Here is a 21971-nt window from a genome sequence, read left to right as displayed (position 1 = left end):
GCCTTGCGTGTCGTGGTCTGACTCATGGCCAACTCCTGTTCCGATGCATCTTGGTCGTTTGGACGAGATTATATAAGCGCTTTGGGGGCGGGTTGAAGCCTTGTGGTGCAGTGTTGCAGGTAGGTGCACCGTTTTGGCCTGTCATCGGCTGTGCGCGGCGGCGCTAGCGGTCCTTCCGGGTGCGACGGGAGATGCCGAGGGCGAGCGTTGCTGCCGCGAGCATGGCGGCGAGCGCCGCGGGCCACGTGGGACCGTCTCCCGTGGCGGGGGAGGGCGAGCGGCGATCCTGCGGCTGGGCGGGGTCCGCGGGGCCTGTCGGGTCCACGGGGTCGCCGGATCCCTCCGGCGTGGGAAGCGCGTCCCAGAGGGCGTGCGCGGTCGTGGTCGCGCCTTCGCTCGCGGTGGGCTTGAGCGTCACTGCGTCGCCGGGGTCGCCGAGGTCCCAGGCGCGGAAGCTGTGGCCCTCGCGCTCGAAGGCGCTTGCGGGCAGCTTGAAGGTCGCGCTCGTGATCTGTCCCGAGGCGTTCATGCGCTGGAGGTCGACGAGGTCGTCCATGGTGCCGGAGGTGGCCCCGTTGCCGTCGAAGGCGAGGTGCAGCTCGCGGTGGTAGAGGCCGAAGTACTCGGTCGCCATCGGCATGAAGGCCTCTCCCGCGGCGACGTCGGCGGCCGATGCCGCAACGTCGCTCGCGACCCAGCCGACGCCGCGCCACGTGCCGAGGGCCGGAAGGATCGGCGCGGTCACGGCTGAGTAGACCGTTCCATCGGTGAGCTGGGGGAGCGACGTGTCGGCGGTCGCCTGCGGCACGAGGCCGCTTGCCGTCGCGAGCGCCGGCGCGAGCCCTCCCGTGTCCGCCGCGTGGAAGTCGATGTCGCGCTGCCAGACGGCATGGAACTCCAGCACGCCGGTCTCGGTCGAGATGTTGCGCACCTCCTGGCCGTCCTCGAAGTCGACCTGAAGCTCTTCTCCCGCGCGCCACCCGGCGAAGTCCCAGCCCTCGCGCTCGATCTTGAGCTCTGAGGCCGTGGTCAGCGGCTTGGCGGCGGTGTCGTAGACGAAGTCCTCGCTGCCGACGACGTTGCCGTCGTCCACGAACTCGACCGTGTACTCGTTTGCCGACCACTTGGCGTAGAGCGTCGTGTCGGTGGTGATCTCGGTGTCGAAGTCGAACTCGGTGCCCTCCGCGAAGGTCTCGTCGGTGTACCAGCCGCCGAAGGTGTAGCCGTCCTCGGTGGGGTCCTCGGGGCGCTGCGCCCTCTGGCCCGACGCGCCCTTCTGCAGGAACTGCGGCTCGATCTCGTCGCCGTGGCCGTGCAGGTCGAACTCGACGTGCGGCGACCAGAACGCGAAGAGCGCCGTGGGCTCGGTGACGGGCTTGGCGAAGTCGAACTTGCGGTAGAGGGTGTCGTCGGTCGACCAGCCCTTGAAGCCGTGGCCGTCCGCCTCGGGGTCGGCCGGGCTCGCCGCGGGCTCGCCCGGGCGCACGGCCATGGTCTCCGGGACGCCCCGGGCCACCACGCCGTTGGCGTCGAAGGTGACGGTCGGCCACCACCAGGCGTGCAGGGTCACGGTGCCCTGCGAGAAGAGCCCGGCCTCGATCGTCCCGTCTTCGGCTACGTAGCGCTCTCCGCCGCCGTCGGGCTGGGTGTAGTAGCCCTTGAAGGCCCAGCCGTCGCGGGCGGGGGTCTCGATCGTCTCGACGGGCGAGGCCAGGCCGTCGATCGAGTAGGCGGTGTAGTACGCGTTGTCCTGCGGAGCGGCGTAGAGGGTCTGGGTGCCCTCATGGTCGGCGTCGTGATCGTCGAGGGTGACGATGCTCGCGAGGTACTCGACCGAGGCTGTGCCGCCGGCCGCCCCCACGCCTGCCGTGGTCGACGCGACCCTCAGGCCGCCCCACTCGACGCTACCGCCGTCCGAGGCCTTGGACCCCTGGAGCAGGGTGCCGTTGAGGTAGCCCGAGCCGCCGGCGCCGCTGGCCTTGGTGCTCTTTCCGGTTGTGGTCTTCGCGGCGCCGCCCCAGTAGCCGCCACCGCCTCCGCCGTGGCCCTCGGCGCCGTGGTCCTTGTTGCTTCCCGCGCCGCCGTTCGTGCCCTGGCCGATCGCCTTGGACCCTGAGCCTTCCGCCTGCGAGCCTCCGGCCATGGAGTTTCCGCTCCAGACGCCGCCGTTGCCGCCCTTGACGCCGCCGCCGGCACCTCCCGTGTAGTTCTTGCCGGTCTCGTTGCCGCCGCCGCATCCGCCCCCGCCGCCGGCGACGAGCAGCACGGACGCCTCGACGCCTGCGGCCGTGCCGAACTCGGGAAGCGAGCCCGGCTGGGTGGCGATGTGCGAGGCGCCGCCGCCGGAGCCGCCGCCGTGGTAGTTCACGTTGTCGCGCTTGGCGCCCTTGCCGCCGTTGCCGCCGCCGTTGGCGCCGCCCGGGTGCTCGCTCATGTCCGTGGCGTCGACGCCGCGCCCACCGCAGACGACGTAGAGGTTGGGGGTGGCGCCGGCGTCGATGGGCGTCACGGCGGTCGTGGATCCGCCGGAGCCGCCGTAGGTGGTCTTACTGCCCCACACCCAGTTGCCGCCGTGGGCGCCCACGGTCACGAGCCGGTAGAGGGCCGTGGTCTCGAGCTGGGCGACGTTCCGGGTTCCGCCCGTGGTGAACGACGCCATGGTGCTCGTGCGCGATACGCTTGCGGTCGTGCCGTCGACGAGGGGGCTCGCCTGCACCTCGAGTCCCTCGAGCGGGTCGAGGTCCTCGATGTCGTCTTCGGCCTCCGTCGCGTCCGCGGCGACGCCGAGTGCGGCGGCGAGGTCGGCGCCCGTGGCGTCAGCCGCGCTGGGACCCTCGCTCGAGGGCTCCTCAGTGGGCGAAGGCGCCTGGCTCTTCTCGGCAGGGTCCTCGCGAGGGTTGGTCGAGGGGTCCGTTGTGGCGGAAGGCTCGCATGCGGTGGGCGTGGCTTGATCCTCCGCGGTCGCGGCCTCGGCGGGGGACGCGGCGTCGCTCGCGGCGGTGCCATTGGCCTCGGCGGGCTCGTTCGTGGCGTCGGCTGCCGCAGGCGCGGGGTCCACAGCGGGGTCTGTCGCGCCGGCGCGCACGGGGGAGAGGCCCAGCGTGAGCGCGAGGGAAAGGGCGGCGCAGGCCACCGTCTTCATGCGCGGGTTGCGTGCCATGGCGTACCTCACGGGTTCGGGCGTGGTCCATTCCTGCGCAAAGTATACGCGACGCGTGCGGTGGCGATTGCTCTTGGATGAAACGATATAGGCGGACAGCCTGCGATTGTCCCCTGACTGGAATGGCTCATGTCCCTCGATGCGCCGAGGCGTGCGGGTAAACGGGGGCGACAAATTAATTTTAGAAATGTCTAGAACGTCTATAACGAGTGTGATACCATCCGTCTCAACACGGAGGGCGAGGCCCTCGCGTTGGAGCGTTTCTGCATGAGGTTCCACACGAGTTTCTGCACGAGGTTCTGCGAGAGGAGTTGCGTTTCATGAGCATCCAGTCCGAGGTCGAGGGTATCGTCGAGAGCGTCCTTGCAACGTCCGAGGTCCACCGCGTGGTGTGGGTCGCCGCGGGTGGGTCGTTCGGCGGGTTCCATGCCGCAAACTACTTCATGGAGCGAGAGTCGCGCACGATCGGCTCGGCCATGCACACGAGCAACGAGTTCGTGCTCGCGCCGCCGGCCTACGTCGACGAGCACACGCTCTGCGTCATCTGCTCGATGCGCGGCACCAAGGAGACCTGCGTCGCCGCGCACGTCGCCAAGGACCTGGGCGCGCAGACCATCGCCCTCTACGTCGAGGAGTCCGACCTCACGGCCACCTGCGACTACGCGATCGCCTACGAGTCCATCGCGCTGGACGAGTCGCGCACCGAGCGCGTGAACTCCAGCGTCGCGCTGCAGATCGCGATGGCGCTCGTCGAGCGCGTTGAGGGCTTTGAGCACTACGAGGCCGCGATGGGCGCCTTCGACGTCGTCGACGCCATCTACCGCAAGGCCGTCGCCTACGCGACGCCCCTCGCCGAGCGCTGGGCGGCGCAGGTGGCGGGGGAGAAGACCATCTACGTCATGGGCTCCGGGCCCGCCTATGGCTCTGCCTACATCTTCTCGATCTGCAACATCGAGGAGATGCTCCAGATTGACTCGCCCACGATCAACTGCTGCGAGTTCTTCCACGGGCCCTTCGAGGTTCTCGATAAGGCCAAGCCGGTGTTCCTGCTCATGGGCGTCGGGCGCTGCCGCGCGGCCGACGAGCGCGCGCTTGACTTCCTCAAGCGCTACGGCGGCGAGAAGGTCTACGTCCTTGACGGCAAGGAGATCGGGCTGAACGACCTTCCCGACTGCGTCTCGGAGTACTTCAACCACGTGCTCTTCTCGCCCGTGCTCAACAACGTCTACATGAGGGCGCTCTCCAGGGCGACCTCGAAGGACTACATGACCCGCCGCTACATGTGGAAGGTCGCCTACTAGTTATCTGATTCCTCCTCGGGCACGGCGCGCCCGCTCCCCCTTGCATCCAGCCTTCGGCGCGCCGTGCCCGCCTCATCCCCACCTCGCGCCCGGCCGGCCGGCTCGCGAGGCCCCGCGAGGTCCGTCCCGTGCGACAGCCATGCCGATTCGAAGTCGTATAGGACGTCTCATATATTTGCCAACGTTCGGAAAGGGAGGTCAGCGTTTCATGAACCAGGTCATTCTTGCGTCCCATGGCGAGCTTGCGCTGGGCGCGCTCGACACGATCCGCATGATCGTGGGCGAGGTCCCCAACGTGCATGCCGTCATCCTCAGGCGCGACGACACCGAGCCGATCACGGGCAAGGTCGAGGCCCTGATCGACGGGTTTGCCGACGAGGACGACGTCTTCGTCCTCACCGACATGCTCGGCTCGAGCGTCAACAACGCCATGGTCGAGCTGATGGCGCGCAGGCCGCGCGTGCGCGTCGTCTCGGGCATGAACATGCCGCTCGTGCTCACCCTCGTGCTTGGCGACGCCAAGGTCACGCCCAGCGAGCTGCGCTCGGTGATCGGTGAGGCCCGCGCGGGCATCGTCGACTGCGCGAACCCCGACGTCTCCCAGGCCGTCACGGCGCCCGCTCCCGCGGCCGTCTCCGGCAAGCCGTCCACCATCGAGCTCGCGCGCCTCGACTACCGCCTCCTGCACGGCCAGGTCGTCTTCTCCTGGGTCGGCAAGACCGGCGTGGGCCGCATCATCGTCGTCGACGACGCGGCCGCCTCCGACGAGGTGAAGAAGAGCGCCCTCAAGCTCGCCAAGCCGTCCAACGTGCGCCTCAACGTCTTCACGGTCGAGCGCGCCCTCTCCAAGATGGACAAGCTCAACACCCTGGGCGAGAAGGTCATGTTCGTCTTCGGCAACACCCACGAGCTGCTCGAGTTCTGCCGCTCCTATCCGCTGTCCGAGGTCAACTACGGCGCCACCGCAAACAAGGACGGCGCCGTGCAGTTCGGCGGCAAGGACGGCTCGGTCTTCCTCGACGAGGCCGAGCGGGCCGATACCCGGGCTCTTCTCGACCTCGGCACCAGGATCTACGTGCAGCAGACCCCCTCGTACAAGAGGGTCGACCTCGAGAGCGTGTAGCACGTCTTGCCAGGCACCACGGCCCGGCGACGTCCGAGCCTCGCAATTCAAACCCGTCGAAAGGAGAGTTACATGAACTCGCTCGTCAGTGCGATCCTGGTCGGCCTTGTCGCAGTCTTCTGCATGCTCGACTCGCGCCTCCTCGGTCGCTTGAACTTCGAGCAGCCGCTCGTGGGCGCGACCCTCGTCGGCCTCGTCCTGGGCGACCCCGCCACCGGCCTCGCCGTCGGCGCCGCCACCGAGCTCGTCAGCATGGGCCTCGTCGCGGTCGGCGCAGCCGTCCCGCCCGACATGGTACTCGGCGGCATCGTCGCTGCGGCCTTCGCCTGCCTCACCGACGCGAGCGTCGAGACCGCGATGACCATCGCGATCCCCATCGCCGTGCTCGGCCAGCTCCTCGGCATCGTGTTCCGCTCGGTCATCGCCGTCCTCACGCACCGCGCGGACGCCGCCATCGAGCAGGGCCGCTTCAAGACGGCCACCCGCATGCACATCGTGGTCGGCACCATCCTGTACTCCCTCATGTACTTCCTGCCCGTCTTCTTCGCGGTGCTGCTCGGCACCGACGCGGTCCAGGGCTTCGTGAGCCTCATCCCCGAGTGGCTCTCCAAGGGCCTCGGCGTCTCGGCCATGCTGCTGACCGCCTACGGCCTCGCCCTTCTCCTCAGCCTCATGCTCGACAAGAAGATGGCCGCCTTCCTGTTCCTCGGCTTCCTCCTGTCCGCCTACCTCGAGCTTACCGTCACGGCCGTCTCGCTCATCGCCGTCTGCGTCGCCGTCATCCTGCTCGGCGTGAAGTACTACCGCTCCGCTGACTCCGGCAAGGCGAGCATGGCCGCAAGCGCGGACTACGATCCGCTCGAAGACGACGAGTAGGGAGGACCACCCATGACTGACACCATCACGAACCAGCAGGCGGCTTCCGAGAGGCCTGCCGAGAAGAGCGTGGCCCCCGTCACGGAGGGCAAGAAGCTGAGCCAGTTCTTCTGGCGCTCCTGGGCCATCCAGGACTCCTGGAACTACGAGCGACAGATGAACATGGGCTTCCTCTACGGCATCGCGCCGACGCTCGACCGCGCCTACCCCGACGCGGACACCGACCCCGTCCAGATGGAGCGCAAGAAGCAGGCCTACCAGCGCCACATGGCCTTCTACAACTGCACGCCCCAGACCAGCGCCTTTGTCCTCGGCCTCTCCGCCTCGATGGAGGAGGAGTACGCCCGCGACCCCGAGTCGCTCGACCCCGACAGCATCAACGCCATGAAGACCGCCCTCATGGGTCCGCTCTCCGGAATCGGCGACTCGTTCTTCCAGGGCACCATCCGCGTCATCGCGTTCGGACTCGGCGTGTCGCTCGCCCAGCAGGGCTCCTTCCTCGGGCCCGTGATCGCCATGGTCCTCTCGATCATCCCCTCGGTCCTCGTCACGTTCTTCGCCGCGAAGCTCGGCTACGAGGGCGGCACCAAGTACCTCGACAGGCTCCAGGGCGGCGCCATGGAGAAGGTCATGTACGTCTGCGGCATCGTCGGCCTCATGGCCGTCGGCGCCATGATCGCGACCCTCATCGGCGCGACGACGCCTGCGACCTTCGCCGACGGGACCCTCGTCCTGCAGGACGTCCTCGACAGCATCATGCCGCAGATGATCCCGCTCGCGCTGACCGCCTTCTTCTACTTCCTGATCAAGAAGGACCTCAAGAGCGCCCCGCTGCTCGTCATCGCCATCGTCGGCGGCGTCGCCCTCTACGCGCTCGGCGTTCTCGCGTAGCGCACCCTGCCTCAAGCGGGCCCAGGCCCGAGAACCGTTTCCGCAAAGGAGAAGCACACCATGTACGAGATCGACCTCAGCAAGCCCAAGCAGATCGTCGCCGACGTGCTCGCCGGCCACGACATCGACTCCGTCGCCTTCGTCGGCTGCGGCGCCTCGATGAGCGAGCTCTACCCCGCCAAGTACTTCCTGGCCAACAACACCAAGACCCTGAACGTCCAGCTCTTCACCGCCAACGAGTTCAACTACGACACGCCTGCCTGGGTGGGTCCCAACACCTTCGTGATCACCTGCTCGCTCGGCGGCGGCACCCCCGAGACCGTCGCGGCCAACAAGTGCGCCAAGGCCCTCGGCGCCCCCGTCACCGCGATCACCCACGTCGCCGGCTCCGCCCTCACCGAGGGCGTCGACCACGTGATCGTCCACGGCTTCGAGGCCAACTACGCGGCCAAGGTCGAGAAGATGGGCTACGCGATGGCGCTCGCCCTCGAGGTCCTGCAGCAGGTCGAGGGCAGCGACCTCTGCGACGACATGGTCGCCGGCCTCACCAAGGTCTACGACCTCTGCGAGGAGGCCGCGCAGCATTCCGGCAGGGCCGCAGCGGAATTCGCCCAGGCCTTCAAGGACGACCAGGGGATCTACGTCATGGGCTCGGGTGCCAGCGCCAAGGTAGCCTACTCCACGTCCATGTTCCTCTTCTCCGAGATGCAGTGGCTCGACTCCGCCGCCTACAACACCGGCGAGTACTTCCACGGCCCCTTCGAGCTGACCGAGCGCGACAAGCCCTACCTGCTCTTCATGGCTGACGGCGCGACGCGCGCCATGGACGCCCGCGCCCTCACCTTCATGCAGCGCTTCGACGCCAAGGTCGCCGTCATCGACGCGAAGGACTTCGGCCTCTCCGGCGTCGTGGGCGCCAAGGCCGCGACCTACCTCAGCCCCTTCGTCCACACCGCGGTCATGCGCGTCTTCGCCGAGCAGATCGCCGAGGCGCGCCAGCACCCGCTGACCGTCCGTCGCTACATGTGGAAGCTCGAGTACTAGGGTCCCGCACACGCATCGACTGGGGCGGGTCGCGCGTCTTTGCGGCCCGCCCCTTCTGTTTGGAGGCACACATGGCTAGAGCGGTCCTGTTCGACATGGACGGCGTCCTGGCGTTCACGGAGCAGTTCTACAACGAGCGCAGGGCCAACTACCTGCGCAAGCACGGCTTCTCGTTCGACGAGGCACCCGACTTCTCGGGCTCGAACGACGCCGCCATCTGGGAGGCGCTCGTGCCGGGCGACCCGCGCCGGCGCGCGGCCCTGCACGCGGGCTACGCCACCTACTCGCTCGAGCACCCCACTCCCTGGGTCGAGGTCGCCAACCCGCTCGTCCGCTGCACCCTCTGGCGCTTGAGGCGCCACGGCATCCGAACCGCCATCTGCTCATCGTCGGACGCCCCTCTCATCCGGGAGTTCCTCGACGCCCTCGACCTCGCTGACGACGTCGACCTCACGATCAGCGGCCACGACTGCTCCGCATTCAAGCCGTCGCCCGAGATCTACCAGCGCGCCATGAGGTACCTGGGGGTCACGCCCGAGGAGTCCATCGTCGTCGAGGACTCGCCCATCGGCATCGAGGCGGGCCGTCGCTCGGGCGCGCTCGTCTGCGCGCTGCGGCCGCCGGAGGGGGTCCGTCTCGATCAGTCCGCCGCGGACGTCGTGATAGACGAGCTGATCGACGTCGTCGGGCTCGCCAAGCGCCTTCCGGCCGTCCGATGCTAACGTGTAATATGTTTATGATGACATCCGAGAAGAGCGTACCGCCCGGGGCCCAGGGCCCCTCCCAGGGAGATGGATATGAGCGCATCGTCGACAACCCCTCTGTACCAGCAGATCTATGACGACCTGAAGGACGCCATCCGAGATGGCGTATACGCCCCCGGCGACAAGGTCCCCTCCGAGTCGGAGCTCAGCGAGCGCTACCAGGTCAGCCGCATCACGGTGCGTCGCGCCATCGAGGACCTCTGCTCGGAGGGCATCCTCACCAAGATGCAGGGGAGGGGCACCTTCGTCGAGACGCGCCGCCTCAGCAGCCGGCTCTTCCGCACCAACGAGACGAGCAGCTTCACGACCCTCTGCGCGGAGTCCGACGTGACGCCCGGCGCCCACATCGTCGAGAGGCAGATCGTTCCCGCCCGCCCTGACGAGCTGGAGTTCTTCTCGCTCGAGGAAGGCGCGCTCATGGTCATGGTGAGGCGCACGCGCACCGCCGACGGCCTCCCCGTCGCCGACGAGACCGTCATCGTCCCGTACTCCTGGGGTGCCCCGCTGCTCAAGGAGAACCTCGAGGACGCGTCGATCTTCGAGGCGATCGAGCGCATTCACGGTGCGAGCCCGGCGGAGACCGTGCGCTGGACCGTCAACGCCGTGCGAACCACGTCCCCGCAGGCGTCTCTTCTCGGCCTCTCCGCCGGCGACCCCATGCTCTACAGCGAGACGTACTACGCCGACCAGGCCGGCAACCCCATCTCCGTGAGCCGTGACTACTTCGTCGGCGGCCGCTACGAGCTGAGCCTGGCCTAGCCGGCCGCTGGCCCTATCTCAAACTTTTTAGTTCTTCTCGCAATAGACCCTGACGGCCGCAGAGGCGAACTCGGCTGCGCCGGGGCCTGCCGCCGCGTCGATGTTTCGCGTGAAGTCGCCTCCGGCTCCGTATGCCTGGCCCAGGCCGGCCAGGACCTCTCTCGTGCACGTGTAATAGTGCTCGTCGATGAACGACTGGATCTTCTCCACCTGCCGTTGGGCCTCGTCGCAGCCAGGGTCCGCGCCCTCGGCTCGCATCCTTGCGAAGGGCGAGAAGAGCGCCATCAGGCGAGACCCCGCATCCTCTTTCTCGGCGTCGGTCCTGCCGGCCCAGCGCGCCTCGTACTCGGCCCACTGCCCGGTCTCGCCCCAGTGCTCCTTGGCACGGGCCTCGTAGTCACGGGGCATGCTCTTCTCGGCGTCCTTGTCGTCCATGGCGGCGAATCTCTCTTCTAAAAAGAAAAGCCGCCCCGAAGGGCGGCGTTGCGTTTGGTGGAGATAAGGGGGTTCGAACCCCTGACCTCATGACTGCCAGTCATGCGCTCTCCCAACTGAGCTATATCCCCAAAATCTGGTGGGCGATGCTGGATTCGAACCAGCGACCCCTTCCGTGTGAAGGAAGTGCTCTACCCCTGAGCCAATCGCCCGCGAGAAAGAATAGTAGCAGAACTGCGCGGCGCGCGGCGGAGAAATTTCGCGCTTCCAGAAATTGTCGCGACGGCGCCGGGGCGGGGAGTGCGGCGACGGTGCCTATACTGTCTGGGACCAGCAGCGACGGAGGGGAGATCGCGTGAGCGACATTTGGAACGAGATGCTCGAGGCGGCCAGGAGGGTGCAGGGGCCACGGGAGATTTCCGAGCGGGTGTATGCCGGTGGGGTCGCAGCCGCGATCGAGTCGGCGTCGGGCAGGATCTACACGGGGGTGTGCGTGGACACCTCGTGCACGCTCGGCATCTGCGCAGAGCGCAACGCCATCTTCAACATGATCACGAACGGGGAGGGCGAGATCAGGCGGGTGCTCGCGCTCATGCCCGACGGGACGACTGCCGCGCCGTGCGGGGCCTGCCGAGAGCTCATGGCCCAGCTCATGCCGGGTCGCTACCAGGGCGTCGAGGTCATGGTGGATTACGCCGAGGGCAAGGTCATGACACTTGGCGAGCTGACGCCCGAGTGGTGGCTGTAGCCACTGATTCTGGAGGGCGCCTGGGTCGCGGCCCTTGCGCCTGAACGCATGTATGGAAGAGGGGCGGCCCCTTGCGGGACCGCCCCTCCTGCGTTTGCGACCGATGTCGGCTGTGTCTACTGCGCCTTCTGGATGTTGGTGATCTTGCGGGCGATCACGAAGCAGATGAGCGAGAGCACGAGCCCGAGGCTGCCGATGATCACCTGCATGATGAGCTTCGCGTGGTTGAGCATCAGGAATGCCGCGCACACGAAGGCGATCAGCACGACGATTGAGCACATGTTGCGGATCGCCGGGGCGTTGGACGGCACGTTGATGCGGCGGGCCGCCGTGAAGCCCATGTAGGTGAGGGCGGCTCCGTCGATCGCGCAGACGTAGGACTGGGTGACGGTGGGGGAGGTGATGATGTAGAAGATTCCCACGCCGAAGGTGATGAGCCCGAAGATGAGCGAGGCGATGGCGGCCATCTTGAGGTTCCTGCAATCTGAAGTCACGGTGCATCTCTCCTTGGTGCTTGTTGCAGGCACGCGCCTGCGCTGCGTCTCTTATGCGGTCTAGCTGCGGCTGCGGCGAATCTCGTCGCGGCTGCGCGGACTCAAGTGTACCGTCTTTTGTGAAGAATGTTCACACGGGGAGGCCTCATTTGGACGAATTGGAATTTTTCGCTTGCACGCCGATTCGTCTTTGGTATAGTAACTCCCGCACCAAGCGATTGGGGATATAGCTCAGTTGGGAGAGCGCATGACTGGCAGTCATGAGGTCAGGGGTTCGAACCCCCTTATCTCCACCATGTAATTGCAGGCGGCGGGATTCGTTCCGCCGCTTTTTTATAATCTCGGGCCTATAGTGCAGCGGTTAACACAGGGGACTCATAATCCCTTCATCCCAGGTTCGAATCCTGGTGGGCCCACCACAAAAGATGCAGGTCGGAGCATGTGTTCCGACCTGCTTTTGTTTTGCATAAATGCCGTATAAGCGTTATCGACTGTTACGTAGAAAACTCGGTATTCACTCGGTCTTGGATTTTATGCACCCCGAGCCGTCGCGCTCGCCCCTGGGGCGGCCCAATTTATGCCGATATGACGCAGTCCCATGGCGGGACAGCTCGCCTTGCTGTGCTACGTTCTTCACAACAGGAGGGAGCGCGCATGAGTGACGAGACTTCTCAACCGCAGGGCCCCGAGGGCGGCGACCCCGGCGCCGGGCGCGTCATCAGTAGCATCAGCTTCGACGGTATCGAGTGCCCCGTCGTTAGGACGCAGGTGCACGAGACCTACTTCGCGTTCGAGCCGCCGACGGGCCAGCCCACGATCTACACCGACGACCTCCTCACCAACGACCAGCTCATAGCCTTCGTCGACCAGTGGCTGCCCAAGGCCAAGCTCGTCATGGCTGACGTGCAGCGGCGCTTTCGCAAGAGCACCTCGCCCAACTGCCGCTACCAGACCGGCGACGTTGCCTACGTGTTCGGCCGCCCGTTCCTGCTTCGCGTCAGCCCGCAGTCGCGCGGCAGCATGCGGCATGCGGCGCGTGGCCGGGCGAACCTCGGCGTGCGCCTCGTGCCCGAGGTCAGCCTCATCGAGCTGTCCGTCATGCAGACTGGCAGCTACGACCAGCGCCGCCAGGCGTTCATGAGCTGGGCCGACGGCGTGCTCGCCCGCAACGGCGCGGGGCTCTTCGCGCAGGCGGCCGAGCGAGCGGGCGCGAGCTTCGCGCGCAAGAACTTCACGGTGCGCGTGCGCGAGATGCGCGACCGCCTCGCGCATATCGACGAGAAGACCGGCGTAGTCTGGCTGTCGCGCGACCTGATCGCCTTTCCGCCCATGTGCTGCGCCTACGCCTGCGCGCGAGAGATCGCCCAGCACGGCGTCTCGCCCTCGCTTTCGGGCGACGAGCGCGAGGCGGCCCTCGCCAAGATGGTCCACGCGGGCTGCCCCGACTGGGAGCTCGCGCACGCCACGCTCTTCGACCCCGACTCCGTCTTCCGCCGCCAGTGAATAACGTTCGATTTGTCCTGCAGCGCAAACTGGCCTCGAGGGCGCGATTCTTTGATGCCTTGCAGCGCAGATGTTGGTTGAGGGCGCGACCGTCAGCGCAGAATGGCCTCGAGGGCGTGAGTGGAGTCGCGCCCTCGAGCGGGTTTTGCGCTGCAGCTCACGCCCTCAACGGCATTCTGCGCTGACCCCTCACGCCCTCGAGGCCACATTGCGCACAGATTCACGCCCTCGACGGCTTTTTACGCTGAGCGGTCGCGCCCTCGGCTGGGTTTTGCGCTGCAGCCGATTTTGAGTCGCGCCCTCGAGGCTGTTTTGCGCTGCAGATTCACTGCCCTCGGGGCCGGGGTTTTGCGCTGCGGGAGGTGGCGGCGGGGCTCGTGGTGCGTGGTGGGCGTGGGGCTTATGGGTAGAAGGGCAGGTACGTCCAATCTTGCCGTCGTCTCCCGTATAATCTTGGGGAATTGCAGACCAACCGGGGAGGGCGCGCGCTTGATAGCTCTCGCAGACAAGATCACCAAGTCATTCGGCGGCCGTGTCCTGTACACGGCCGCTACCTTGCAGCTCAACGCCGGCGAGCGCTGGGGCCTCGTGGGTCCCAACGGCGCCGGCAAGACGACGCTGCTCAAGATCCTCATGGGCCAGGAGTCTGCCGACGAGGGCACGGTGTCGTTCGCCAAGGACGCGAGCATCGGCTACCTCGAGCAGGAGGCCAAGCTCGCGGGCGAGAAGAGCGCGCTTGCCGAGGTCGTGGACTCGCAGACCGAGATCAAGCGTCTCGAGGCCGACATCCGTTCCATGGAGGAGCGCATCGCCGCCGAGGGCGGGAGCGCCTACGACACCGAGGAGGGTGCCGCCGCGTACGAGGCTCTTCTCGACCGCTACGGCCGCGCGCAGGACCGCTTCGAGCGCCTGGGCGGCTACGGGCTCGAGGCCCGCGCCCGCCAGATCCTGGGCGGCCTGGGCTTTCCCGTCGAGGACTTCGACAAGCCGGCCAAGGAGTTCTCGGGCGGCTGGCAGATGCGCATCGCCCTGTCGAAGCTGCTGCTGCGCCATCCCGACCTGCTGCTGCTCGATGAGCCGACCAACCACCTCGACCTCGAGAGCGTCAAGTGGCTCGAGTCGTTCCTCTCCGCCTACGACGGGGCCGTCCTCCTCGTCAGCCACGACCGCTCGTTCATGGACGCCTGCGTGAGCCACGTCGCGTCGCTCGAGAACAAGCGCCTCGTTACCTACACCGGCAACTACTCGAGCTACCTGCGCCAGCGCGAGGACAACCTCGAGCAGCTGCGCGCCAAGCGCGCCGCCCAGGAGCGCGACATCCAGCACATGGAGACCTTCATCGAGCGCTTCCGCTACAAGCCGACCAAGGCGCGCCAGGTGCAGGAGCGCATCAAGAAGCTCGAGCGCGTGCGCGAGGAGCTCGTCGTGCTGCCCGAGTCGTCCAAGAAGGTGCACTTTAGCTTCCCCGAGCCGCCGCGCACGGGCGACGAGGTCGTGGCCCTCGAGGGTGTCTCGAAGCACTACGAGGACAACGACGTCTACGACGACGTCACGCTTCGCCTCTACCGCGGCGACCACGTGGCGCTCGTGGGCCCCAACGGCGCGGGCAAGTCCACGCTCATGAAGCTCATCAACGGCCACGAGTCGCCCACCGCGGGCACCGTCAGCCTCGGCCAGAACGTCACGCAGAGCTACTACGCCCAGCACCAGCTCGAGACCCTCAACGAGTCCAACACCGTCATGCAGGAGATGGACGCGGCGGCCCCCGGCTGGACCACCTCGGAGGAGCGCCGCCTGCTCGGCGCCTTCCTCTTCCACGGTGACGACGTCGACAAGCCCGTGGGCGTCCTCTCCGGCGGCGAGCGCGCCCGCCTGGCGCTGGCCCGCATGCTCGTGGCGCCCGACCCGCTCATCTGCCTCGACGAGCCGACCAACCACCTCGACATCGACTCGGTCGACGTCCTCGAGGAGGCCCTCGTCAACTTCCCGGGCACGATCGTGCTGATCAGCCACGACGAGCACCTCGTGCGCGCCGTGGCCAACAAGGTCGTCGACGTCCGCGACCACAAGGTCACCCTCTACGACGGCGACTACGAGTACTACCAGTTCAAGCGCGCCGAGCTCGAGGCCGCCGCGACGGGCGCCGCCGAGAAGAGCGCGCCCGCGCCTGCGGCCGCCCCTCAGGCCAAGGCCGCCCCGTCCCCCGCGGAGGCGCCCAAGCAGCAGCGCCAGAGCCGCAACGTCAAGACCAAGGAGCAGCGCCGCGCCGAGGCCGAGGCCCGAAACGCCGCCAACCGCGCCGTGCGCGAGGAGAAGAAGCGCCTCAAGCAGGTCGAGGCCGCCCTCGAGCCCGCCCGCGCACGCTACGAGGAGCTCATGGCGCTCATGGCGTCCGAGGAGCTCTACAACGACTCGGCCAAGTTCGACGAGTGCATGAGGGAGTACAACGCGCTCGCCAAGCAGATCCCGGCGCTCGAGGAGGAGTGGCTCGAGCTCACCGAGAAGATCGAGGAGGGGAGCAATGCCTAACCAGGACCTCGACCCGCGGGAGAAGACGACCTACATCCCGGGTCGCAAGCGCCCGGCCCATGCGTCGGTGCAGCCCGGCCAGCAGCAGGGGAGTGCCAACCCCTACCAGCCGCAGGCCAACCCCTATGTCGACCCGCAGCGGCCCGGCCAGCAGCAGCCGTCCGCGAACCCCTACGAGCCGCAGGTCAATCCCTACGTCGACCCGCAGCGTCCCGCACAGCAGCCTGCCGCCCAGCAGCCCTACGCCGCGCCCCAGCCGGCGGCGCCAGCGCCCGACAAGACCATGGTCGCGCCCGGCGGCACGCCCAAGACGCAGCTCAGGCCCCATGCCACCGGCGTGAGCCCGTACCCCACGCCCGGCGGCGCCCCGTACCAGCAGCCCTACCAGCAGCCGTACCAGCAGCCCTATGGCGCCGACCCGCGCTACGCGCAGGCGCAGCAGCCCTACGGCGCTGACCCGCGCTACGCGCAGGCCGCCCCGTCGCCGTCGCCGGCACCCGTCGAGGCGCCCCGCCGCGAGGGCTTCTCCGACGACCGTCGCCCCATGGCCGAGGCTCACCCCGGCGCCGTGCGCGCCGGCAACACGGCGCTCGCCGTGGTCTGCCGCGTGGGGTCGATCGTCTGCCGCGTGGCGGCTCTTCTCCTCTTCGTGCTCGTCGTGGCGAACGCCATCGTGACGGGTCCCCTGCGCATCCACCTGCTCGAGCTGACCGCGCAGGTCACGGGCTGGATCCCGGGGCTCCTCTCGGGCACGTTCGTCATCGAGACGCCGCTCGGGGGCAACCTCCGCGGCGACTTCGTGATCGCCTCCATCGTCCTGTTCGTCATCGACTGGCTGCTCGCGCGCCAGGCGCGAAGGCTCAGGGGGTAGCGACCGGTGTTCAGAAACGTCATCTTCACCGAGGTCATCTCCGTCGTCCTCGTCATGTTCTCCGTCGTCCTGCACGAGATCGCCCATGGCTGGGCGGCCTACCGCCTGGGCGACCCCACGGCCAAGCAGGCCGGACGCCTCACGCTCAACCCGCTCGTGCACCTCGACCCGTTCGGGTCGGTGCTCTTGCCGCTCATGCTGGCGATCGTGGGCGGGCCGGTCTTCGCGTTCGCGAAGCCCGTGCCCTACAACCCCAGGAACCTGCGCCATCCCGTGCGCGACGAGGTGCTCGTGGCACTCGCCGGCCCCTTCTGCAACCTGCTGCAGGCCCTGGTGGGCGCTCTTCTCTTCCGCGTGCTGTACTCCACGTGGACGGGAGACCTGGGCGTTTCGTACTACGTGCTGAGCGGACTGACCAGCTACATCTACGTGAACCTCACGCTCATGTTCTTCAACCTGATCCCGCTGCCGCCGCTCGACGGCTCGGCGATCGTCTCGCCCCTGCTCAAGGGAGACGCGCGCGTGGCGTACTATAAGGTCCAGCGCTACGCGATGCCCATCCTGCTCATCCTGCTGTGGGTGCTGCCGTACGTGCTTCGCTTCGACCCCCTTGGCGTGTACCTGAACGCCACGGCGGGCAACCTCTACAACGTCCTCCTGGGGGTCTAGGTGTCCTACAAGGTAAGAACACAGGCGTACACGGGTCCGTTCGACCTGCTGCTGCAGCTGGTCAGCCGCCAGAAGGTGGCGATCGGCTCGATCTCGATCGCCGAGGTGGCCGACCAGTACCTCGCCGAGGTCGAGGCCATGGGCGAGCTCGACCTCGACGTGGCGTCCGACTTCGTGCTCGTCGCTTCGACGCTGCTCGACATGAAGGCGGCCTCGCTCGTGCCCGACCACGCCACCAAGCGCGGCGCGGTTGAGGAGGAAGAGGAGGACGACGAGTTCGCCGACCTCTCGCCCGACGAGGCGCGCGAGGTGCTCATCGCCCGCCTGATCGCCTACAAGCAGTTCCGGAACGCCGCTGCGGCGCTCGGCAGCCGCATGGAGGCCGAGAGCCACATGGAGCCGCGCTGCGCCGGCCCCGACCCGGAGTTCCTCAACCTCATGCCCGACTACCTGGAGGGCATCACGCTTCGCTCGCTGGCGGTCATCTGCGCCGACCTCGACAGCAGGCGCGAGAGCTTCCTGCTCGAGGCCGAGCACGTCGCGCCGAAGCGCCTGCCCATCGCCCTCACGGTCGCCTCGGTGGACCGCATCACCCGCAACCACCCGCTCGTGAGCTTCACGGAGCTGCTCGACGGCGACCTCAAGCCCGAGACCGTCGTCGCGACGTTTTTGGCGATCCTCGAGCTGTGCAAGCGCGGCTCGGTCACGCTCAGCCAGGCCGAGACCTTCGGCGAGATCGACATCGCCCGCGTCGAGGGCGCCCCCGCCTTCGAGCTCGACAACTCTGACCTCACTAGCATCGAGGAGGAACTCTAGTGCTTGACCTCGAACACCTTGACTCTGACTCGCTCAAGGCGGCCCTCGAGTCGCTTCTGCTCGTCTCGTCCGACGCCGTGCCCGCCACGGAGTTCGCGAAGGCCCTCGGCGTCGCCCCGGGCGAGGCCGCGGCGGCCCTCGCCGACCTCGCGGCCGAGTACTCCGACGCCAACCGCGGCTTCCAGCTGCGCGAGGTGGCCGGCGGCTGGCGCCTGTTCACGCACCCCGCCCACCACGACCTCGTCGAGCAGTACGTGCTCTCGTGGGACACGCGCCGCCTCTCGCAGGCCGCGCTCGAGACCCTCGCGGTCATCGCGTACCACCAGCCCGTCACGCGCGAGGGCGTGAAGGCCATCCGCGGCGTCAACTCCGACGGCGTCATCTCGAGCCTGCGCGACAAGGGGCTCGTGCGCGAGGTCGGCCACGAGGGCGAACGCAGTCGCGCGATCCTCTACGGCACGACCCAGCGCTTCCTCGAGAACTTCGGCCTCAAGGGCCTGCGCGACCTGCCGCCCCTGGAGGACTTCGCCCCCGACGAGGAGTCCAAGCAGTTCATCCGCGAGCGCCTGTCCGGCCGCGCCATCTCCTCGACGCTCGAGGAGGCCGCGTCCGACATCGACGACGAGCGCGAGCTCATCGACACCGACCTCGACGAGGACGACGCCTCCTTCGACGACGCCGCCATCGACGAGGTCGAGGACGCCGAGAAGAGCACGGCCTCATCCGACGCCGTCTCGGGCATGCTCGCCGACGCGCTCGAGGGCGCCGATGACGAGGACGACGCGGACGACTTCGACGAGGACGCCTTCGCCGGGGACGAGGCCGAGCCCGACGACGCCGATGCCGACGACGAGGCTGACGAGGACGATGACGACGAGATCGACGAGGTGGACTAGGGCCATGTCGCTCGAGCAGGACCAGATCAGCTACACCATGCGCGTCCAGAAGTTCCTCGCGCGCGCCGGCGTCGCGAGCAGGCGCGGGTCTGAGAACCTCATGACGGCGGGGCGCGTCACGGTCAACGGCGAGGTCGTCACCGAGCTTGGCAGCAAGGTCGACCCCGCGCGCGACGTGGTCGCCGTCGACGGGAAGGTGTGCACCCTCCAGGACGAGCACGCCTACGTCATGCTCTACAAGCCTGCCGGCTACATCACCACCATGAGCGACCCGCAGGGACGGCCCTGCGTGGCCTCGCTCGTGCCGACCGAGCGCCACCCCGGGCTCTTCCCGGTGGGGCGCCTCGACAACGACACGACGGGGCTTCTGCTTTTCACCACCAACGGCGAGGTCGGAAACGAGATGCTCCACCCGTCGCACCACGTGTGGAAGCACTACGTCGCGCTCGTGAGGGGCGTGCCCACGCAGGCCGAGCTCGACCGCCTGCGCGAGGGCGTGGAGCTGGGCGACGGCGTGTCGGCCCCTGCCGAGGCCAGGCTCTTCTCGGATGCGGAGGCAGCCTCTGAGCCGGTCGTCGCAGAGGGGATGCCCTATGGGCACTCCGTAGTGGGGCTGTCCATCCACGAGGGGAAGAAGCACCAGGTCAAGCGCATGCTGAAGGCGATCGGTCACGAGGTCGTTCGCCTGCATCGCGACGAGTTCGGCCCGCTTGCGCTCTCCGGGCTCATGCCGGGGGAGTGGCGCGAGCTTTCGGCCGCCGAGCGCGCGGCCGTCGAGGAGATTGCGCAGGGCGCCGGCGGCGCGGCCGCGGCGCCCACGAAGGAGGAGTCACATGGCTAGAGAGCGTCAGCGCATTCTCGTGATGCGCCATCCGCAGACGACCGCAAACGTGGGGCACCTGCTCTCGGGAACCGAGGACGTCGACCTCACGGGCGAGGGGGAGCGCCAGATGTTCCGCGCGATCGACGCGCTCGTCGCGTGGGCGCCCGACCGCATCTGGACGTCTCCGCTGTCGCGCTGCCGCGCGATCGGCGAGGAGGCCGCCGCACGCCTGGGCGTGCCCTGCGAGGTGCACGACAACCTGCACGAGATCGAGTTCGGCTCGGTCCAGGGGCTGACCGTTGCCGAGGTGCGCGAGCGCGGGTACGACTTTCCGTGGGCCCTCGACGCCGAGGGGGCCTCGGTCCCCGCGCCGGGCGCCGAGTCGTTCGAGGAGCTCGTCTCGCGAGGGCGCGCCCTTCTCGACGAGCTGAGGCCGCTCGAGGGGCGCACGGCCTGCGTCACGCACGGCGGCTTCACGCGGGCGCTCCTGGGCGCCGTGTTCGGCACGCCGCTCTCCACGTTCTGGAACGTGTGCCTGCCCAACGTGAGCTCGCAGGTCCTCACCTGCGATGGCGACGCGTTCAGCCTCGCCGCGCTCGCCCTCGCGCCCGAGGAGGTCGTGCGACGCGCCAAGTCGCCCGAGCTCATCGGCACCGACACCACCAAGGACATCGCTGGGAGTGATGAGTAAGTGATAGTTGCAATCGACGGGCCTGCCGGGTCCGGCAAGTCCACGGTCGCGCACGCGGTCGCCGAGAGGCGGCAGCTGACCTACCTCGACACGGGCGCCATGTATCGCTCTGTCACGCTGCGCTGCCTGCGCGAAGGCGTCGACCTCGCCGACGAGAAGGCCGTGGCCGCCGTGGCCGCGGCCGCGCGCATCGAGTTCAGCGCGGGCGAGAAGGGCCAGACGGTCCTGCTCGACGGCCAGGACGTGACCGCCGACATCCGCACCCCCGAGGTCGACCGCAACGTGTCGGTCGTCTCGGCGGTGCCCGCCGTCCGCGAGGTGATGGTCGCCCTGCAGCGCGCCGTGGCCGACTCCGGCGACGTTGTCGCCGAGGGCCGCGACATCGGCACCGTCGTCTTCCCGTCCGCCGAGGTCAAGGTGTTCCTGACGGCCTCCGACGAGGCTCGCGCGCACCGCCGCGCCGTCCAGCGCGAGGGCGGCGACGCCGCCAAGGACGCCTCCGCCACGGCCGACGCCGCCGAGGAGCAGCAGATCCTGGACGACATCCGTCGCAGGGACAAGCTCGACAGCTCGCGCGCCGAGTCGCCGCTGCGCGCCGCCGACGACGCGCACAGGATCGACTCGTCCGATCTCACGCTCGACCAGGTCATTGACCAGGTGCTCGCGCTGGTCGACGCCGCGCGCGAGGGCAAGGCCGCTGAGGCCAAGCCTGAGGCAGAGGCTGTCGCGAAGCCCGCGGACGAGGCTGCGGCCAAGCCTGAGGCCGAGGCTGCGGCCAAGCCCGCCAAGAAGGAGAGGGTCAGCGCCGCCAAGGCGAAGCCCGGCGAGGGGCACATGCGCGCGTTCGCGGGGAACAGCTTCGAGGACTACTACGACCATGGCATGAGGGACTATCCGCTGCCGGCGCGTGCTCTTCTCGCCTGCGTCGTGTGCCTGGTCGGGGCCGTCACCAAGATCCTGTGGCCGTGGAAGTTCGAGCAGGGCGAGCTCATGTGGGAGGAGAGTCGCGGGCGCGTGCTCGTGATGAACCACGTGTCGATGCTCGAGCCGGTCGTCGTGGTGTGCTCGCTGTGGTTCCACGGGCAGCGCGTGAGGCCGATCTACAAGAGCGAGTTCGACAAGGCGGGCATCGTGACCTGGCTGTTCTCGCGCGTGGGAGGCATCCCCATCCAGCGCGGCTCTGCCGACCTGAAGGCCGTGAGGCGTGCGCAGCGCGCGCTGCAGCGCGGCGAGGTCGTGCTGATCTACCCCGAGGGCACGCGCATCAAGACCGACGAGAAGGCGCCGATCCACGGCGGGTTCGCGCTGATCGCGCAGATGGGCAAGGCCCCCGTGCAGCCGTCCGCCGTCGTGGGCGCGCGCGACATCACGCGCCCCGGGCGCTTCTTCAAGAAGCTGGGTCGCGTGTTCCTCAAGGTCGGGCCGTGCATCGAGTTCTCGGAGCTTGGCGTCAAGGGGCGCAAGCAGCAGGCGCAGAAGATGGAGCAGGTCGCGATGGATCGCGTCTGGGAGCTTCGCGACGAGCTGAGGCGCGACCACCCCGGCAAGATGTAGCGGCCGGCGAAGGAGGACGCAACC

Annotated in this window: 19 protein-coding genes, 4 tRNA genes and 1 pseudogene; 19 read left to right on the top strand and 5 right to left on the bottom strand. The window is 68.1% G+C overall.

Features of this window, described 5'->3' with window-relative positions; translation table 11 throughout:
* Nucleotides 1-163 precede the first annotated feature (163 nt).
* A complete protein-coding gene (locus tag M5D76_RS06340) occupies nucleotides 164-3160 on the bottom strand; it encodes an InlB B-repeat-containing protein (protein ID WP_248922546.1) in 2997 nt (998 codons plus the stop codon).
* Nucleotides 3161-3480: 320 nt separating this feature from the next.
* Between M5D76_RS06340 and M5D76_RS06335 the strand changes: the two genes are divergently transcribed.
* From M5D76_RS06335 to M5D76_RS06305, 7 genes are all read left to right on the top strand, one after another.
* Entirely contained in the window at nucleotides 3481-4461 is a 981-nt protein-coding gene (locus M5D76_RS06335; RefSeq protein ID WP_248922545.1) for a sugar isomerase, read from the top strand.
* Nucleotides 4462-4669: 208 nt separating this feature from the next.
* A complete protein-coding gene (locus tag M5D76_RS06330) occupies nucleotides 4670-5584 on the top strand; it encodes a PTS sugar transporter subunit IIAB (RefSeq protein WP_248922544.1) in 915 nt (304 codons plus the stop codon).
* Between the two features lie 72 nt (nucleotides 5585-5656).
* The gene (locus M5D76_RS06325; protein ID WP_248922543.1) at nucleotides 5657-6460 is read left to right on the top strand and encodes a PTS mannose/fructose/sorbose/N-acetylgalactosamine transporter subunit IIC; all 804 of its coding nucleotides are present in this window, start codon (nucleotides 5657-5659) and stop codon (nucleotides 6458-6460) included.
* A 12-nt stretch (nucleotides 6461-6472) separates the two neighbouring features.
* Nucleotides 6473-7351, top strand: a complete 879-nt coding sequence (locus tag M5D76_RS06320; RefSeq protein WP_248922542.1) for a PTS system mannose/fructose/sorbose family transporter subunit IID — start codon at nucleotides 6473-6475, stop codon at nucleotides 7349-7351.
* 60 nt (nucleotides 7352-7411) lie between these two features.
* Nucleotides 7412-8395, top strand: coding sequence for an SIS domain-containing protein (locus tag M5D76_RS06315; RefSeq protein WP_248922541.1), 984 nt, complete (start codon nucleotides 7412-7414; stop codon nucleotides 8393-8395).
* Between the two features lie 71 nt (nucleotides 8396-8466).
* A complete protein-coding gene (locus tag M5D76_RS06310) occupies nucleotides 8467-9117 on the top strand; it encodes an HAD family hydrolase (RefSeq protein WP_248922540.1) in 651 nt (216 codons plus the stop codon).
* Between the two features lie 75 nt (nucleotides 9118-9192).
* On the top strand, nucleotides 9193-9918 hold the full coding sequence (locus M5D76_RS06305) for a GntR family transcriptional regulator (RefSeq protein ID WP_248922539.1): 726 nt from the start codon (nucleotides 9193-9195) through the stop codon (nucleotides 9916-9918).
* A 27-nt stretch (nucleotides 9919-9945) separates the two neighbouring features.
* Here M5D76_RS06305 and M5D76_RS06300 read toward each other — a convergent pair whose 3' ends face one another.
* The 3 genes from M5D76_RS06300 to M5D76_RS06290 all read right to left on the bottom strand — a co-directional run bounded on the left by M5D76_RS06300 (nucleotide 9946) and on the right by M5D76_RS06290 (nucleotide 10565).
* The gene (locus M5D76_RS06300) at nucleotides 9946-10353 is read right to left on the bottom strand and encodes a TipAS antibiotic-recognition domain-containing protein (RefSeq protein WP_248922538.1); all 408 of its coding nucleotides are present in this window, start codon (nucleotides 10351-10353) and stop codon (nucleotides 9946-9948) included.
* 55 nt (nucleotides 10354-10408) lie between these two features.
* Nucleotides 10409-10484, bottom strand: a tRNA-Ala gene (locus M5D76_RS06295).
* Between the two features lie 6 nt (nucleotides 10485-10490).
* Nucleotides 10491-10565: transfer RNA gene (locus tag M5D76_RS06290), tRNA-Val, on the bottom strand.
* A gap of 143 nt (nucleotides 10566-10708) precedes the next feature.
* Here M5D76_RS06290 and M5D76_RS06285 point away from each other — a divergent pair.
* Complete coding sequence (locus M5D76_RS06285; RefSeq protein WP_248922537.1) at nucleotides 10709-11101, top strand: cytidine deaminase family protein; 393 nt, start codon at nucleotides 10709-10711, stop codon at nucleotides 11099-11101.
* A gap of 116 nt (nucleotides 11102-11217) precedes the next feature.
* Here the strand turns inward: M5D76_RS06285 and M5D76_RS06280 are convergent, their stop codons facing one another.
* Nucleotides 11218-11595 (bottom strand): hypothetical protein, encoded by a 378-nt coding sequence (locus M5D76_RS06280; protein ID WP_248922536.1) that lies wholly within the window; start codon nucleotides 11593-11595, stop codon nucleotides 11218-11220.
* A gap of 220 nt (nucleotides 11596-11815) precedes the next feature.
* Between M5D76_RS06280 and M5D76_RS06275 the strand changes: the two genes are divergently transcribed.
* The 11 genes and pseudogenes from M5D76_RS06275 (at nucleotide 11816) to cmk (ending at nucleotide 21947) form a co-directional block, all read left to right on the top strand.
* Nucleotides 11816-11891 (top strand) — tRNA-Ala (locus M5D76_RS06275).
* Between the two features lie 47 nt (nucleotides 11892-11938).
* A tRNA-Ile gene (locus tag M5D76_RS06270) sits at nucleotides 11939-12014 on the top strand.
* A 235-nt stretch (nucleotides 12015-12249) separates the two neighbouring features.
* A complete protein-coding gene (locus M5D76_RS06265) occupies nucleotides 12250-13098 on the top strand; it encodes a DUF45 domain-containing protein (protein ID WP_248922535.1) in 849 nt (282 codons plus the stop codon).
* Between the two features lie 489 nt (nucleotides 13099-13587).
* The gene (locus tag M5D76_RS06260) at nucleotides 13588-15627 is read left to right on the top strand and encodes an ABC-F family ATP-binding cassette domain-containing protein (RefSeq protein WP_248922534.1); all 2040 of its coding nucleotides are present in this window, start codon (nucleotides 13588-13590) and stop codon (nucleotides 15625-15627) included.
* Nucleotides 15620-16498 carry a hypothetical protein gene (locus M5D76_RS06255; RefSeq protein WP_248922533.1) on the top strand — a complete coding sequence of 293 codons (879 nt, stop codon included), beginning with the start codon at nucleotides 15620-15622 and terminating at the stop codon, nucleotides 16496-16498. The genes M5D76_RS06260 and M5D76_RS06255 overlap by 8 nt, the downstream gene beginning before the upstream one ends.
* A 6-nt stretch (nucleotides 16499-16504) precedes the next feature.
* Nucleotides 16505-17167, top strand: coding sequence for a site-2 protease family protein (locus M5D76_RS06250; protein WP_248922532.1), 663 nt, complete (start codon nucleotides 16505-16507; stop codon nucleotides 17165-17167).
* Nucleotides 17168-17983, top strand: a complete 816-nt coding sequence (locus M5D76_RS06245; RefSeq protein WP_248922531.1) for a segregation and condensation protein A — start codon at nucleotides 17168-17170, stop codon at nucleotides 17981-17983.
* Nucleotides 17983-18687: pseudogene (scpB, locus tag M5D76_RS06240) on the top strand (SMC-Scp complex subunit ScpB); the annotation flags it as partial. The gene M5D76_RS06245 and the pseudogene scpB, both read left to right, overlap by 1 nt.
* A 196-nt stretch (nucleotides 18688-18883) precedes the next feature.
* Nucleotides 18884-19720, top strand: a complete 837-nt coding sequence (locus M5D76_RS06235; RefSeq protein WP_248922530.1) for a pseudouridine synthase — start codon at nucleotides 18884-18886, stop codon at nucleotides 19718-19720.
* Nucleotides 19713-20393, top strand: a complete 681-nt coding sequence (locus M5D76_RS06230) for a histidine phosphatase family protein (protein ID WP_248922529.1) — start codon at nucleotides 19713-19715, stop codon at nucleotides 20391-20393. The genes M5D76_RS06235 and M5D76_RS06230 overlap by 8 nt, the downstream gene beginning before the upstream one ends.
* Nucleotides 20394-21947 carry a (d)CMP kinase gene (gene cmk / locus M5D76_RS09280; RefSeq protein ID WP_248922528.1) on the top strand — a complete coding sequence of 518 codons (1554 nt, stop codon included), beginning with the start codon at nucleotides 20394-20396 and terminating at the stop codon, nucleotides 21945-21947.
* The last annotated feature ends 24 nt before the right edge of the window (nucleotides 21948-21971 follow it).

The sequence above is a fragment of the Olsenella intestinalis genome (assembly GCF_023276655.1).
GTDB lineage: Bacteria > Actinomycetota > Coriobacteriia > Coriobacteriales > Atopobiaceae > Olsenella_J > Olsenella_J intestinalis.
The sequence above is the reverse complement of the archived record's forward strand: the minus strand, read 5'-3'. Positions and strand labels throughout refer to the sequence as shown.